Origin of the sequence: Herbaspirillum sp. CAH-3, assembly GCF_009668275.1 — a bacterium.
GTDB lineage: Bacteria > Pseudomonadota > Gammaproteobacteria > Burkholderiales > Burkholderiaceae_D > Herbaspirillum > Herbaspirillum aquaticum.
The window spans coordinates 64924-80348 of sequence record NZ_VSWE01000014.1 but is presented as its reverse complement, the minus strand read 5'-3'; the positions used below and the strand labels follow the sequence as shown (position 1 = coordinate 80348).

Genomic DNA, 15425 nt, shown 5'->3' with positions numbered 1-15425 from the left:
CCGCCTCACCATGAACTGAATTCGAATCACCACCCAGCATGAGCGAACCGCAACACGATCCGCAGCAAGCCCCTTCCGCACCGCCGCCGCGCCGTCGCGCCAGCCGTGGCCGCCGCATTGCCGCGTGGAGCGGTGGTACCGTGGCCGTGCTGGTGCTGGCAGCCGCTGGTGCCGCCCTGTATGCCACCCAGACCGAGAGCGGTGCACGCCTGGTCTGGAATACTGCCGTCAAGACCCTGGAGGGCAAGCTCTCTGGCCAGCTGCTGGGCGGTACCATCGCCGATGGCCTGCGCTTGCGCGACCTGCACTACCAGGGTGAGAAGCGCATCCTCGACATCGACAGCGTGGATGCGCGCTGGCATCTGGCGCTGCTGCAACGCCGCTTCAGTCTCGATTACCTGCGCGTGGGCAAGGTGCGCCTGAACCAGCAACCCTCGCCGTCCGAACCGAGCAGCATGCCGGACTCACTGGAGATCCCGCTGGCGCTGGACATCGGCGAGATCAGCCTGGCCAGCCTCAGCCTGACCCAAGGCACGTCCACCACCGAACTCTCCAAGCTGAAATTGCACGGCAACTCCGACGGCGTGCAGCACACGCTGGTGCTCGACAGCCTCACCACGCCTTTTGGCGACGCCACTGCCCTGCTGCACCTGAACGGCAAGCAGCCCTTCGCCATCGGCGGCGGGCTGGAGTTGGCCGGCGCCTACCAATACGGCCAGGACAAGGAGCAATACCAGCTGGCTGCGCAGCTGTCGGGCTCGCTGCAGGAACTGGGCATCGCCCTCACCGCCAGCGGCGACAAGCTCAAGGGCCATGCCGACGTCGTCGCCACGCCCTTTGCCAGCGTGCCGCTCAAGCGCGCCAAGGTGGACCTGCAACACATCAATCCGCAAGCCTTCAATGCCGCCGCACCGGCCGCCGACCTGAACCTGCGGGCCGACCTGGCGCCCCCGGCTGGCCTGGCCGCCGACGCACCGTTGCAAGTGGCCGGCCGTATCGAGATCGCCAATGCCCGTCCCGGCAGCCTCGACCAGCAACGCCTGCCGCTGCTCTCGGCCAGCGCCGACCTGACAATGGACTTGCAGCAGCAAACCCTGACGCGGCTGGACATCCGGCTGCCGCAGCAGGGGCGTATCGAAGGCAGCGGCCAGTTCCGGCCCGGCAGCAGCGAACCCGGCAAGCAGGAAGCGCTGTCCGGGCAATTCAAGCTGCAGGTCAGCGAGCTCGACCTGAACCAGCTGCACCACCAGGTACGCCCGACCCGGCTCTCGGGCCCGGTGGAGGTCACGCTCGCTCCCGACGCCCAGCAACTCCTGCTGAGCCTGCAGGACAGCACCCTGAAGCTGCACCTCGACAGCGTGATCGAAAAGGACCGCGTGCAGCTGCGGGAGGCCTCGCTGACCGCCGGCAAGTCGCGCCTGGAAACCTCCGGCACGCTGCAGACCGTGGATGCCATGGAGTACGCCCTCAAGGGGCGGCTGGTGGACTTCGATCCGACCGCCGTGCTGCAAGCCGTGACACCGCCACCGGCAACGCCAGCCAAAGGCCGCAAGCGCGCTGCTGCAGCGGTCTCCAAGCCCATCCCGGCGCGCATCAACATGGATTTCAATGCGGCCGGTGCACTCTCGCCCGAACTGAAACTCAAGCTGGGTTTCCGCATCCACGACAGCACCTACGATGCCCTGCCCATGAGCGGCCAGGGCGACATCAACCTGGCCGGCATGCGCCTCTTGCCCAGCCGCGCCAATGTGCAGGTCGCCGGCAATACGCTGGACCTGGACGGCAGCTTCGGCGCCGCCCGCGACAAGCTCAAGCTCAAGGTCGACGCGCCGCAACTGGCGCGCCTGGGCTATGGACTGGCGGGCCTGTTGCGCGTGGATGGCATCCTCAGCGGCACGCGTGAGCGTCCCAACCTGCTGGCCAGCTTTCAGGCCGAGCAACTGGCCTTCGGCCCGCACAAGCTGCATCACCTGTCCGGCCAGAGCGAGTTGCACAGCAACCTGGCCGCTGGCGTGGCCTCGCCGGACAACCGCCTGGCCCTGACCCTGGAGGGCGATGGCTACAGCGGCCCGCAAGCCGAACTGGCACGCCTGGGACTCAAACTCGATGGCACCTATGCCAGCCACACGCTGGCCCTGCAAGCCAAGGGCAAGGTCGCCGACCAGGTCCTGGACCTGAACCTGGCCGCCCGTGGCAAGGTCACCGAAAAAACCCGCGGCAACTATGGCTGGGCCGGCAGCCTTGACCAGCTCAGCAACCAGGGCTTGCCGCGCATTACCATGGCCAGCCCGCTTGCGCTGGAAGCGTCGGCCGATGGCGTCGAGGCCGGCAGCACCCGCATCGAGATCGACCGCATGGCCCTCGACCTGAAACGGCTGTCCTATCGCCAGGGCCGCCTCGCTTCGGCCGGCCAGGTGCGCGCGCTGGACGTAGGCCGGGTGCTGGAACTGGTGCAGCAGTTCACCGGCACGCCGCCACCGGTCAAGACCGACCTGGTGCTCGACAGCGACTGGGACTTCAGCCTGGCCGAAACCGCCAGCGGCTTCCTGCAGATTGCGCGCAAGTCGGGCGATGTGCGGGTGACCACCAGCGTCGGTGAAGCGGCGCTGGGCCTGTCCGAACTGCAGCTGCGCAGCCAGTTCCAGGGCGAACGGATGAACGTGAGCGGCCGCGTCAACGCCGCCCGCATCGGGACGCTTGCGCTCGGCGGGGACATCGGACTGCGCCGGGTAGACGCGCTGCTGGCGCTGGCCGCCGAGTCACCGCTGAACCTGAAGGCCAATCTCGATGTGCCCGAACTCAAGCGCGTGGGCGACCTGATCGGCCCGCAAGTGAGCCTCAACGGCAAGCTGGCCGCCACGCTCACCGCCGCTGGCACGCTGGCGCAACCGCGTCTTTCCGGGGCCATCAATGGCGACAACCTGGCCGTGACCGAATTCGACCAGGGCATCCAGTTGAAGGAAGGCGTCGTGCGCATCGTCATGGACAGCAACGTGATCGATCTGCGCCAGATCGAATTCCACGGCGGACGCGGCACCCTGCGCGCCGGTGGCAAGATCCAGCTGGGCAACGACAATCCCGACCTCAACGCCACCCTCACCGCCGACCACCTGGAACTGTTCGCCAGCCCCGACCGCCAGCTGATGCTCTCCGGGGAAGGCAAGATCAGCAACGTCAACGAGCAGTTGCGCGTGGATGGCAAGTTCACCGTGGATCGGGCCCTCTTCGACCTGCCCAAGAGCAGCGCGCCCAAGCTGGGCGATGACGTGGTCATCGTCAGCCGCAGCGGCAAGAACCGTGTGGGCGCGGCAGCCTCCTCGCAACAGAAACTGGAAGCGGCCACCGAAAAGCCGGCCAGCAAGTTCGCCCCGGTCATCAACCTGGCACTCGATCTGGGCAATGACTTCCGCTTCCGTGGCAGTGGCGCTGACCTGCTTTTGCGCGGCGATATGAACGTTCGCAGCGAACCGCTCTCCCCGCTGCGCGCAACCGGCACCATCAACGTCGCCGAAGGCAGCTATGAAGCTTTTGGCACAAAGCTCAATATCGAGCGCGGCATCATCAACTTCCAGGGGCCGATTGCCAATCCCAACATCAACATCCTGGCCATGCGGCGCAACCAGGATGTCGAAGCCGGGGTATCGGTGACTGGGAACGCCAACCAGCCACGCGTGCAACTGGTGTCCGAACCCAATGTGCCGGATGACGAAAAGCTGTCCTGGATGATGTTCGGCCACGGCACCGACAATTCCAGCATCGGCCAGCGCTCTGCCAGCAGCCAGGCCCTGGCGCTGGTAGGCAACATGGGCGGCAAGCGCATCGCCAAGGATTTCGGGCTGGACCAGTTCAGCATCGGCTCCAGCGAATCGGGGCTCACCGATGAACAGGTGGTCAACCTGGGCAAGGCGATCACCGAGAAGATCACGCTGGGCTATGAACAAAGCCTGCAAGGTGCCGCCAGCGTGGCCAAGGCCACCTGGCAGATCTCGCGGCGCTGGTCGGTGGTGGCGCGGGCGGGGACCATCAATGGCCTCAACATCCTGTTCAGCCGCCGTTACGACTGAAACGAAAAGGACGCGCGATACCGGCAGGCAACGACCCCGGCACTAGTGATAGACCGGGCTCGGGCTTGCCCTTGCGAGGGGGGAATCTGTTAATCTCCACACAAGTTCAGGACATCCCTGATAGACGCGCCCAAGAGCTGACACAACAATGCAACAGGGCAACAAAGGCGCCGGGGGGCGAAGCCGTTTCCGGGGGAAAGCGACAACATGCCAGGACAAAGAATTCAGCGTGCATCCAGGACAGCCAAGCTGTTCGTGGTCGTGGTCTGTCTCATCATCGTGGTGCTGGAGGCCTGGTCGGCCTGGCGGGCCTATGAGGTCGCCGGCGACGAGGCCATCCGCAACGCCTCCAACATGGCCCTGGCCTTGACCCAGCATGCCGACCAGTCCTTCAAGGAGATCGACGTGGTGCTGCTGGGCATCCAGGAGCACATGGAATATGACGGCCCCGGCGTAGCCGGGCGCCAGCGTACCCACGACTTCATGGTGGCCTCTGTTGCGGCCGTGCCGCAGCTGGCCAGCCTGACGGTCTTCGACGAAGAGGGCCTGGCCATCGGCTCCTCGCAGTCCACGCTGGAACATCGCTACATCCAGGATGACTACTTCCTGCATCACCAGCGCGTGCGCACCGACCAGGCCTACATCGGCAAGCCCATGCGCAGCCGCACCACCGGCCAGTGGATCGTGACCATGAGCCGGCGCGTCAACCATGCTGACGGCAGCTTCGCCGGGGTGGTCGTGGCCGACGTGGACCTGGCGCACTTCCAGCGCTATTACGAACAGTTCGCCATCGGCCGGGACGGTGCGATCCTCTTCGGGCTCACCGAAGGCAGCGTGATCTATCGCCAGCCGCTGCTGAGCGATTCCATCGGGCGGGATCTGTCCAAGTCGGTGCTGCTGACGCAATACGTGAGCAAAGCGGATCAGGGCAGCTTCGAGATGCGCTCCCCGCGCGACGACATCGTGCGCCTGACCAGCTTCCAGCGCTGCAGCCTCTATCCCCTCTTCGTGGCGGTAGCCCTGGCCAAGGACGACGTGCTGGAAGACTGGACGCGGCGCGTCTGGATCCGTGGCGTGGCGGTGCTGCTGCTGCTGGTCATCATCGGTTTTGGCGGCAACCGCCTGGTGGCACAAGTGGCCGGGCGTGAAAATGCCGAACTGGAAGCCATCACGGCCCGTACCGAACTGGAGCGGCTCTATCGCACCCTGGAGGCGCAGTCGCAGAAGGATGGCCTGACCGACGTCTTCAACCGCCGCTACTTCGACGCCGCCCTGACGGCCGAGCTGGCGCGCCTGAACCGTTCCGGGGAATCGCTCTCGCTGATCATGGTCGATGTGGACCACTTCAAACGCTACAACGATACCTACGGACACGCCGCCGGCGACATCTGCCTCAGGCAGGTGGCAGCCGCCCTCAACAGCGTGGCGCGCCGCCAGGGCGACATCGTGGCGCGCTACGGCGGCGAGGAATTCGCGCTGATCCTGCCCAACTGCAACGCCGCCAGTGCCAATGCGATCTCCAACCGCCTGGTGCAGGCGGTGCGTGCGCTCGATATCCCGCACGAAGGCAGTTCGGTAGGCCACGTCACCATCAGCGTGGGCGCGGCCAGCCTGGCCAGCGGCAAGGGTGCCCAGGTCGATGCCCGCGAACTGATCGATACCGCCGATGCGGCCCTCTATCGCGCCAAGGAGCAAGGGCGCGACCGCGCCATCCAGCACGACTATCCGCGCTTGTCCGTGATCCCCGACTATCCTGGCCTGAGGTGAACGATGCGCTGCCTGATCCGCTACCAGCTGCGCGACGAAGAAACGCCAGCCCACCATGAATTCAGCACCGAGGCCTCCGATGCCGAACAGGTCATCCAGCACCTGACCGAATTCCTGCATCCCGAAGTGGTCTTCGAATTCCTGCCACTGGCGCCAGGCCAAGAGGGCAGCATCCCGCAACTGCGCGCCCGCATGGCGCATGCACGTGATTACCTGGAACAGTATTGCGGGCTCAAGAGCCTGTCCTACATGCTGCTGCCGGAAGGGGCCAGTTCGGCACAAGGGAAATGGACCAGCGTACTGCTGGGCGGCCAGATCTCGTCGGCCGGCTTCAGCGAGGAAGACAGCCCGTCAAGCGGCCCCTGAACGCTCGGCGCCGTCAGGCGGCTTCGTCCGCCAGCCCCAGCGACAGGCGCCGATCCGCCACGCATCGCACGATATCCACGTCATGGGTGACCAGCAGCACCGCACTGCCCGCTTGCCGGGCTTGTTCCACCAGCAGCGCCATGACCTCCTGCTGCGTCAGCGGGTCCAGGCGCGAGGTCGGCTCATCGGCAAAGATGAGGGCCGGGCGCATGAGCAGCACGCGCGCCAGCGCGATGCGCTGCAGCTCGCCGCCCGATACCTGGCGCGGCAAGCGCTCCAGCAGGGCGAGCGAGACGCGCATGCGCGCCAGCAAGTCCTCCAGCTGCTGCCAGTCCAGCCCGTGCAATCGCACCAGATCGCGCAGCGACTGACGCAGCTTGATGGCCGGCGCGAAGGCTGCCGCAGGATCCTGGTAGATCTTCTGGAAGGCGGTACGGGGCAGCCCGGCGCCGCGCCTCACCTGGCCCGCATCGGGCGGCAGCAGCCCCAGCACGATATTGCCGAACGTCGTCTTGCCGGCCCCGCTGGGCCCGCTGACAGCGACGATTTCTCCCGCATGCAGACGCGTGCTGATACCGCTGAAGAGCGCCTGCGGGCCGAAGGATTTGGCCACATTGCTGACCTCCACGACGACCGGCGACGGCGGGTGGGCTGCTGGTAGCGACCTGGGCTGCGCCCAGCACGCCGGATCAGCCTCCAGCAGCTTGCGCGTATAGGCATGGCGGGGCTGGGCCAGCAGCGCATCGGCCTGGCCGCGCTCGACCATGCGGCCCTCCAGCATCACGGCCAGTTCACCGCCCAAGGCACGCGCCAGCCACACGTCATGCGTGATGCACAGCAGGCTCATGCCCTGCTGCTGCGCCGTCTGCAGCAAGGCCAGGACCTCGCGGCGCCGGTCCGCGTCCAGCCCCTTGGTCGGCTCATCGATGATCAACAAGGGTGCGCCGGCCGCATGCGTGGCCAGGAAGGCCACGCGCTGGGCCATGCCGCCCGAGATCATGAAGGGATACTTGTCGGCCGCATCCGCCAGTCCCAGGCGGGCCAGCGCCTGCCCGGCCAGGGTGTGCGCCTGCCGGCGTGCGGCGCGCAGGCTCTCGTCCTGCGTATCGGCGGCGGGATGGCTGACCAGTTCGTAAGTCTCGGCCACCTGGCGCGCCACCGTCATGGTCGGGTCCAGCGCCAGCCAGGGCTCCTGCGGCAAGAGCGCGATGCGCCGCCCCCAGCCATGCTGGCGCGAGGCGGCATCGGCCGCATCACTACGCTGGCCATCGATCTCGATCTGGCCGCTGCAGCGCAGGCTACCCGGCAGGTTGCCCATGATGGCCTGGGCCAGCAGCGACTTGCCCGAACCGCTCTCGCCCAGCAGGGTCATCACCCCGCCACGCGCAATGGAAAAATCGATACCCTGCACCAGCGCCCTCTGGCCGTGCCAGACGGACAGGTCCTGCACCCGCAAGGCCAAGTTCGAAGAAAGTGTGTTCATGCCTGCCCCTTCTGCGGTGACAACAACAGCAAACCCAGCAAGGTGAGCGTCAGCACCCCTACCGGCGCACCCAGCAGCCAGGGGGCCTCGCGGTAATACGGCAGCAGTTCGATCATCATCACGCCCAGTTCCGGCGTGGGCGGCTGCAAGCCAACGCCGACGAAACCGAGGGCCGACATCGCCAGCACCGCTCCCGCCAGCCCGAAGCGCATCAGCGTGAACAGGCGCGGCAGCAGCGCCGGCAGCAGGTGGCGGCGCACGATATAGCCGGGGCCGAAGCCCAGCAAGCGCGAGGCTTCCACCTGCGGGCTGGCCAGCAGGATGCGGCTGGCGGCGCGCACCACGCGGAAATATTCGACCCACAAGGCCAGCGAAATGCCGACATACAGCGGCCAAAAGCCACCCGGCGAAAACGCCGCCAGCAACAGCACCAGCAGCAGGCCGGGCAAGGCCAGGACGGCGTCAGCGAAGGCCGCCAGCACGCGCTCGATCCAGCCACCGCACCAGGCCGCCAGCAACCCGATCAGCACCCCGGGAATGGCTGCCGAGAGCACGCTCACCACCGCCAGCGACAGGGACAGCCGGGTGCCATGGACCAGTCGCGCCAGCATGTCGCGGCCCAACTGGTCGTACCCCAGCGGATGGGCCAGGCTCGGGGCTTCCAGGAAGCGCGCCAGTTGCTGGCGCGCCGGATCGGCATTCATCAGCAAGGGGCCCAGCCAGGCGAACAGCACGATCCCCACCAGCAGCAGCACGCCTGCGATCTGCGCGGAGGTCCAGCGCCGCCCCTCGGGCTCAAGCAAATATTCAGAAGACAGGCTCATGGTCGGCGACGCGGATCGATGAAGGCGCAGGCGGCATCCACCAGCGCGTTGAAGAGAACGAACAGCAAACCCAGCACCAGCGCCGTACCCTGGATCATCGGCACGTCGCGTCCGAAGATGGCATGCACCAGCGCGTGTCCGATGCCCGGCCAGGCGAAGATGGTTTCCACCAGCACCACGCCTTCGACCAGCATGACCAGCTGCACGCCCAGGTAGGCCGTGACCGGTGCGGCCACGTTGCGCACGCCATGGCGCAGCAAGGCCTGCGCGGGCGTGAGGCCCTTGGTCAATGCGAAGGCGAAATACTCGGAGCCGCGCACCTGCACCATGGCATCGCGCGCCACCCGGCAGGACACCGCGGCCAGCCCCAGCGCCAGCGTCAGTGCGGGCAGCAGGATGCCGCCGTGGTCGGTGTGCCCGGCCGCTGGCAAGGCCCCCAGCTGCACCGAGAACAGCAGCACCAGCACCAATCCCAGCAGGAAGGATGGCAAGGCCCGCAACAGCACCGACACGGCCAGCGTGGCGCGATCCAGCCAGCCACCGGGGTGCAGCCCGGCCAGCACGCCCAGGGTCGGGCCGACCAGCAGCGACAGCACCATCGCAAGGAAAGACAGGCGCAGCGTCGGGCCCAGCTGATGCGTGATCTCTACCAGCACCGGCAGCGCCGTCACCTGCGACACGCCCAGGTCCAGATGCAGCAGGCGGCTCCACCATTGGCTCAAGGCCATGAACCAGGGTTGATCCAGTCCCAGTTCGGCGCGCACGGCCAGGGCCGCTTCCGTGGTGACCATGTCGTAGCCGTAGCGGCCGGCGGCGATGCGATAGGCCATGTCGCCAGGCAGCATGCGCGTCATGAAAAAGCAGAGCGTGCCGACCAGCAGCGCCACCAGCGCCGCTTGCAGCAGGCGCTGGCCAAGCGCGCTGGCCAGTTGCCGGCGCGTGGCCGGAGGTAAGCTCAGGAGGCGGGTCAGGTCCATTGCAGGGAAGCGATACGATAACTGCGTTCAAAGGGATCGATACTGGCACCGCGCAGGCGGCGGCTGACGGCGCAGGTCTGGCGATACCAGACCACCGGGATCACCGGCAGTTGCTCCTGCAGCACCGCCACGATGCGTGCGCGTTCGGCGCGGCCGCTGTCGGTGCTGCCCGGCGGCATGGCGGCCAACCTTGCCAGCAAGGCCGGTACTTCGTCGTTGCGCCAGCCCATGGCACCCCAGTCGCCGCCTTGCGGGCCGAAGTCCTGCAGGAGACTGGCCACCGGGTCAGGCAGGTTGCCGTAGTTGCGCGCAGCCAGCGCCATCTGCAACTGGCCGCTGCGATGGCCGGCGGGAATGTCGCTGGAATTGCCGATGCTCACGCGCACGGCGATGCCGATCTGGCGCATCTCTTCCTGGAGGGCCGTGGCGATGAGCGGCAGCTCGGGCCGATCGACGAAGGTGGTCAGCGCCAGTTCCAGCTTCTGGCCATCCTTCCAGCGCGTGCCATCGGCACCGAGGCGCCAGCCGGCTTCTTCGAGCAGGCGGCGCGCCTGCTTGAGGTCGGTATGCAGGGGCGGCAGGCGCGCGTCATGCCAGCGCGCCAGCGAAGGCGGCAGCAGTTGCGTGGCGCCCAGGTCGGCATCGCGCAACAGGGCAAGGGCGATGCCCTCACGTTCGATGCACAGCGCGATGGCGCGGCGTACCCGCACATCGGCCAGGAAGGGATGGCCGGCGTTGAGCTTGAGCAGCGTCGTGCGCGGCAGCATGGCCGACAGCAGCACGGCCCGGGAACTCCCCTGCAAGGCGCGGATGCTCGGCGGATCCAGCGAGAAGGCCAGGTCGGCCTGTCCGCTCTGGACCAGCAGCGTGCGCGTTTCCGCGCGCGAGACGCTGATGTAACGGGCCCGCTGCACCGCCCTGCCCGGCGCGGCCTCCACGCGTTCGACATCGAACTGCTGCGGCAGGCTGATCGACCTGATGCGGAACGGCCCGGTGCCGAGGATGGCCACCACATTGCCCTGCGCATCGAAACTGGCCGGTGCCAGGATCTGCGTGGAGTAATGCGTGAGCAGGTAAGGCAGCGGCCCGAAAGGCTGGCGCAAGGACAGTACCAGTTCACTTTGCTGTACAGCCATGCCGGTAATGCCTGCCAGTTGCAGTACACCTGGGCGGACAGCGGCACGCTGCAGGCAGGCCAGGATGCTGGCGGGCGTGACTTCGCTACCGTCGTGGTAACGCCGTGCGCGTGCCAGCGTGAAGCGCCATTGCAAGCCATCGGCGCTGACCTGCCAGCCCGTGGCCAGTCCCGGCTGCAACCGGCCGTCATCATCGACTTCCAGCAGGGTCTGCACGACTTCCATGCGGGCGAACATGTAGCCGGAGCGCGAAGGATCGAGCCCGGTCATTTCCCACGGGCCCACCACGGTCAGGACATCGCTGCCTGCCTGGGTGATGGCGTGGGAATGGGGGCCGGCCGCCTCATCGCCATGCGCCCATGCCAGCGGCCAGGGCGCAGCTGCCAGCAGCCCCAGCAAGGCGCGCCGGCGTGGCGCGGGAGGTGGACAAGTCAAGTGGCGCTCCACTCAGAACTTGACGTTGAGCGCCAGCGTGGCAGTACGCTCATCGCCCGGCATGATCCATACATTGCTGTAAGAGCTGCTGTAATAACGCTTGTTGAAGAGGTTGTTCACATCCAGCGACAGCTTCATCTTCGGCGTGAACTGCCAGTAAGCCAGGGCACGCGACGTCACGTAGGCGGGCAGCTTGAAACTGCCAGCCTGGTCACCGGTACGGTTGCCCACGTAGTTCAGGCCACTACCGATACCGTAGGGCGAGCCACTTGCGGACACATCCTCAAACACCGCCAGTACACTTCCCGATACACGCGGCACATTGATCAGCCGCGAGCCGACCGCCAAGGTATTGTCCTTGCTGACGTAGGCGTCGGTATAGGCCAGGTTGCCGGTCAGGCGCCAGTGGTGGCCCAGGCGCGCATTGGCGTCCAGCTCCACGCCCTTGCTGCGCACTTCGCCGGCGGCAATCGAGAAGGATGGATTGGCGGGGTCGGTGGTCAGCACGTTCTGCTTGGTGATGTCGAAGACGGCCAGGGTCGCACCGCTGCGCTGGTCTTCGCTCTGGAACTTCAGGCCGATTTCGGCGGCGCGCGAAGTCTCCGGGTTGAAGGCATTGCCGCTCACGTCACTGCCGCTGTTGGGACGGAAGGATTTGCTGGCGCTGGCGTAAGCTGACCAGGCCGGCGTGAACAGATAGGTCAGGCCCAGGCGCGGGGAATAGGCGGTCTTGTCCTGGCGGGTGGTGGTGACTGCACCCGCCGTGCTGCGGGTATCCAGCGTAGAACGGAACGAATCTGCTCGAATCCCTGCCAACAGCTTCCAGCGTTCGTCCAGGCTAAGCTGATCCTGAACGTAAAACGCCGTGCTGATTTGGCGCTCGCTTGTATCCGTTCGCGGACGCGGATTCGGTTGCACCTGACCGTAGCTCGGCGAATAAATATTGATCGCGTAGGGGGCCGCGGTAGTAGGGTCAATGCGCAGCATGCGCTGGTCCAGCGTCAGCCAATCCACTTCGGTGCCTACCAGCACTTCATGCTGTATGCCCCCGGTCTGCAGCTTGCCGCCCAGTTCTGCCTGCAGCGACGTGTCGTGCCAGCTGTAATCGCGGTAGCGGCGCTGGCGGCGCAGGGTGGCGTTGTCGGCCTGCAGGGCCGAGGCCTCGGTGGAGTAGCCATCCAGCGTGCCATCCTTGTGGAACACGCCGGTGCGCAGGTGCCAGTTGTCGTCCAGGCGATGCTCCAGCGTGACCAGGTGGTTGGCGTTCTGCATCTTGATGTCGCCATCGCGCGGCTCGCCCAGGAAGCGCGAGACCGGCAGCACGCCCAGGTTGCCGTTGACGGCCACGATGCCGCGATCCAGCGGGGCCTTCTGGCGCAGGTATTCGCCTTCATAGTTCAGGATGGTGCGATCGCTGAGCACCCAGGTAAAGGCCGGTGCCAGGAATTCGCGGTCGCTGCTGACGTTGTCACGGAAGCTGTTCTTGTGCTCCAGGGCCGCGTTGAGGCGATAGGCCACCTCGCTGTTGAGCGCGCCGGTGGAGTCGACTGCGCTGCGGTAGCCGCCCCGGCTGTCCACCGACAGATCCAGCGCATTGGCCGCCTTGAACTGCGGCTTCTTGGTGACCACGTTGATGGTGCCGCCCGGCTCGCTGTTGCCATAGAGCGCTGCGGCCGGCCCCTTGAGGAAATCGATGCTCTCGACATTGGCGGTGTCGCGCGGAGGCGCGTAGCCGCGATTGGAGGCAAACCCATTCCAGAGAATGTTCATGCCGCCATTCTCGCTGCCGGAAAATCCACGGATCGAATAGTTGTCCCACAGCCCGCCGAAGTTGTTCTGCTTGGCCACGCCGCTCACGTAAAGCAGCACATCATCCAGGCGAGTAGCGGCCAGGTCATCCATCAATTGGCGCGACACCACCTGCACCGACTGCGGCAACTCCTGCAGCGGCGTCTCGGTACGGGTGGCGCTGGAGGTGGCGCTCTGGCGATATTGCTGGCGTTCACCGGTGCCGGTGACCACCACCTGCCCCAGGCCCTTGTCGGCGCTGGCGGCGTTGGTGGCGCTGGTGGCGCTGGTGGCATTATCGGCGCTCCAGGCCAGTTGCTGGCCCTGGCCCAAAGCGAGCGCGCCCAGCACGGCCGCCCGCAGTGCGGTCATTTTCATCTTTTCCCTTGTGATGTCGTTGTGCTGCGGCTGGGTGCGTGGCTGCCTGACCGCGATGGAGTGACCGTCGTGCGCGGTCAGGGCGGGATTCTAATGCAACTTTGTTGCAATTATCAAGAAGAATGAATCGCATTCAGGACGCGAGTCAGCCTTGCGCAGACAAGATGATGGCCGCAGGAGTAGGCGCCGCCAGTGTATGTGGCACAAACGAGCCGGCGGGTGCGACATATTGCCGCACCCGCCGGAGGTCTTTACAACCGTGCCAGGAAAGGCGCTACAGCCAGCCCGCCTTGCGCAAACGCCGCCACAGCAGCGTACAGGCGGTGATGATGCCGCCCAGTACCAGCGGGAAGCTCCATTGCCACGACAGCCCCGGCATGTGCGCGAAGTTCATGCCGTAGAGGCTGAAGATCATGGTCGGGATGGCCAGGATGGCACCCCAGCCGGCCAGGGTCTGCACGATTTCGTTCTGGTGGATGGTGACCTGGGCCAGGTTGATCTGCACGGCCGACTCCACCATTTCCCGCAGGCGGTCGCCGGTATCGATGAAGCGCACCACGTGGTCGTAGATGTCGCGGAAGTAAGCCTTGCCTTCCTTGGTGATCAAGCCTTCATGGAAGCGCAGCAGCTGGGTACAGACGTCCAGCAGCGGCGTGGCGGCCGAGCGCAGGCGGATGAGCTGGCGCTTCAGCTGGTACAGCTCCTGCAGGTAGGCCTTGCCGCTCAGTGCGCCGGGATTGAAGAGCTGTTCCTCATACTGGCTGAACTTGGTTTCAAGGTCGTCCATGATGGGACGATAGTTGTCGACCACGAAGTCCATGATGGAATAGAGCACGAAGCTGGGACCGCGCATGAGCCGCTCGGGCAGCATCTCGCAGTGCTCGCGCACCTTGGCATAGCTGCGCGAGGCACCATGCCGCACCGTGACCACGAAGCGCGGGCCTGTCAGGATATGGGTCTCGCCGAAGAGCACTTCGCCGCCGGCCAGCTGGGCCGTGTGCAGCACCACGAAGAGGGTGTCGCCGTATTCCTCGATCTTGGGCCGCTGGTGGGCCGCGTAGGCATCTTCCACGGCCAGTTCGTGCAGGCAGAATTCTTCCTTGATCTTGTTCATCAGCTCGACGTTGGGCTCCAGCAGGCCCAGCCAGACGAAGGTACCCTCTTCTTCCAGCACGTCGCTGATTTCATCGAGGCTGATGTCGCGCAGCTTCTTGCCCTTCTTGTAGACCGTGCAATTGACGATCATGGCGGGATCGATCATGTTTCTTTCCTGTTCTTGTCAGATCAGCCGGTGCGCCAGCGCAGGCGCTGCTTGAAGACCTGGGCCATGATCACGCCGGCCAGCGTGATGAGCCCACCGATGGCGTGATAGCCGTGCAATTGCTCGCCCAGCGCCACCACCGCAATGATGACAGTGAAGACCGGCATCAGGTTCACGAAAATGGCACAGCGGCTCGCGCCCAGGTACTGCACCCCGCGCATCCACAGGAACTGCGACAGGATGGAGGCGGCAATGCCGGCATAGAGCAGGATGGGCAGGTTCTCGCGCGTGAGCGGCGAATGATGGCCCAGCACGTAGCCGGGAAACAGCAGCACCACCGCCATCAACACCTGCATGTACAGCAGTTGCCAGGTACGCAGCGGCAGCGCCCAGCGACGCAGCATGACGCCATAGAGGCCGTAGGCGATGGTGGCCAGCAGCATGAGCAGGTCGCCCGTGACCACGCCCTGGTCGAACAGCGCCAGCGGATGGCCGCGCCCGATCAGCACCGCCAGGCCGAAGAGCGAGAGGATGCCGCCGGCCAGGGTGCCCACCGTGGGCGGTTCAGAGAGCAGCTTGATGCTCAGCACCAGCGTGAGCAGCGGCATCAACGAGGCGATGATGCCCATGCTGGTGGCTGAAGCCGTGGCCGCCGCGAAATACGCCAGGCTCTGGAACAGCACCATGCCCAGCAAGGCCAGCACCAGGATCTTGCCCAGATGAGGACGGATCTGCGCGCGTGCCGCCCAGGTCGGACGCGCCAGGAAGGGCGACATCAGCAGCGCCGCCAGCACCCAGCGATAGAAGGAAATGTCTTCCGGCGCAATCACGCCCGCAGACATCTTGCTGATGACGGTATTGCCGGCCCAGATCAGGACCGCGCCCAGTGGAAACCACAGGGACTTGTACGTCATGGGCTGCATGGTTCTCCTCGTTATACGTAGGC

Annotated in this window: 10 protein-coding genes; 3 read left to right on the top strand and 7 right to left on the bottom strand. The window is 65.9% G+C overall.

From position 1 onward, the window contains the following. Positions 1-38 precede the first annotated feature (38 nt). The 3 genes from FYB76_RS18395 to FYB76_RS18385 all read left to right on the top strand — a co-directional run bounded on the left by FYB76_RS18395 (position 39) and on the right by FYB76_RS18385 (position 6197). Positions 39-4064 (top strand): translocation/assembly module TamB domain-containing protein, encoded by a 4026-nt coding sequence (locus FYB76_RS18395; protein WP_154134570.1) that lies wholly within the window; start codon positions 39-41, stop codon positions 4062-4064. A gap of 207 nt (positions 4065-4271) precedes the next feature. Beyond that, positions 4272-5831 (top strand): sensor domain-containing diguanylate cyclase, encoded by a 1560-nt coding sequence (locus FYB76_RS18390; RefSeq protein ID WP_088756695.1) that lies wholly within the window; start codon positions 4272-4274, stop codon positions 5829-5831. 3 nt (positions 5832-5834) lie between these two features. Beyond that, positions 5835-6197: a hypothetical protein gene (locus FYB76_RS18385; protein ID WP_154134569.1), complete on the top strand. Its 363-nt coding sequence runs from the start codon at positions 5835-5837 to the stop codon at positions 6195-6197. Between the two features lie 13 nt (positions 6198-6210). On the opposite strand, the gene FYB76_RS18380 is transcribed toward FYB76_RS18385, so the two are convergent. The 7 genes from FYB76_RS18380 to FYB76_RS18350 form a co-directional block, all read right to left on the bottom strand. Then, entirely contained in the window at positions 6211-7680 is a 1470-nt protein-coding gene (locus FYB76_RS18380; RefSeq protein WP_154134568.1) for an ABC transporter ATP-binding protein, read from the bottom strand. Further along, positions 7677-8504, bottom strand: a complete 828-nt coding sequence (locus FYB76_RS18375; RefSeq protein WP_154134567.1) for an ABC transporter permease — start codon at positions 8502-8504, stop codon at positions 7677-7679. Before FYB76_RS18375 ends, FYB76_RS18380 begins: the two co-directional genes overlap by 4 nt. Continuing rightward, positions 8501-9481: an ABC transporter permease gene (locus FYB76_RS18370; protein WP_154134566.1), complete on the bottom strand. Its 981-nt coding sequence runs from the start codon at positions 9479-9481 to the stop codon at positions 8501-8503. The genes FYB76_RS18375 and FYB76_RS18370 overlap by 4 nt, the downstream gene beginning before the upstream one ends. Next, the gene (locus FYB76_RS18365) at positions 9472-10887 is read right to left on the bottom strand and encodes an ABC transporter substrate-binding protein (protein WP_229297029.1); all 1416 of its coding nucleotides are present in this window, start codon (positions 10885-10887) and stop codon (positions 9472-9474) included. Before FYB76_RS18365 ends, FYB76_RS18370 begins: the two co-directional genes overlap by 10 nt. A 177-nt stretch (positions 10888-11064) precedes the next feature. After that, positions 11065-13218 (bottom strand): TonB-dependent siderophore receptor, encoded by a 2154-nt coding sequence (locus FYB76_RS18360; protein ID WP_154134564.1) that lies wholly within the window; start codon positions 13216-13218, stop codon positions 11065-11067. A 274-nt stretch (positions 13219-13492) separates the two neighbouring features. Next, complete coding sequence (locus tag FYB76_RS18355; protein ID WP_088756714.1) at positions 13493-14479, bottom strand: magnesium and cobalt transport protein CorA; 987 nt, start codon at positions 14477-14479, stop codon at positions 13493-13495. 23 nt (positions 14480-14502) lie between these two features. Then, positions 14503-15393: a DMT family transporter gene (locus FYB76_RS18350; RefSeq protein WP_088756778.1), complete on the bottom strand. Its 891-nt coding sequence runs from the start codon at positions 15391-15393 to the stop codon at positions 14503-14505. Between the last annotated feature and the right edge of the window lie 32 nt (positions 15394-15425).

What these genes read in the sequence shown, in the direction of transcription:
- FYB76_RS18365 (WP_229297029.1), bottom strand. Translation starts at nt 10,887, where the DNA reads ATGACCGGGCTCGATCCTTCGCGCTCCGGCTACATGTTCGCCCGCATG.
- FYB76_RS18395 (WP_154134570.1), top strand. Translation starts at nt 39, where the DNA reads ATGAGCGAACCGCAACACGATCCGCAGCAAGCCCCTTCCGCACCGCCG.
- FYB76_RS18350 (WP_088756778.1), bottom strand. Translation starts at nt 15,393, where the DNA reads ATGACGTACAAGTCCCTGTGGTTTCCACTGGGCGCGGTCCTGATCTGG.
- FYB76_RS18380 (WP_154134568.1), bottom strand. Translation starts at nt 7,680, where the DNA reads ATGAACACACTTTCTTCGAACTTGGCCTTGCGGGTGCAGGACCTGTCC.
- FYB76_RS18355 (WP_088756714.1), bottom strand. Translation starts at nt 14,479, where the DNA reads ATGATCGATCCCGCCATGATCGTCAATTGCACGGTCTACAAGAAGGGC.
- FYB76_RS18385 (WP_154134569.1), top strand. Translation starts at nt 5,835, where the DNA reads ATGCGCTGCCTGATCCGCTACCAGCTGCGCGACGAAGAAACGCCAGCC.
- FYB76_RS18390 (WP_088756695.1), top strand. Translation starts at nt 4,272, where the DNA reads ATGCCAGGACAAAGAATTCAGCGTGCATCCAGGACAGCCAAGCTGTTC.
- FYB76_RS18360 (WP_154134564.1), bottom strand. Translation starts at nt 13,218, where the DNA reads ATGAAAATGACCGCACTGCGGGCGGCCGTGCTGGGCGCGCTCGCTTTG.
- FYB76_RS18375 (WP_154134567.1), bottom strand. Translation starts at nt 8,504, where the DNA reads ATGAGCCTGTCTTCTGAATATTTGCTTGAGCCCGAGGGGCGGCGCTGG.
- FYB76_RS18370 (WP_154134566.1), bottom strand. Translation starts at nt 9,481, where the DNA reads ATGGACCTGACCCGCCTCCTGAGCTTACCTCCGGCCACGCGCCGGCAA.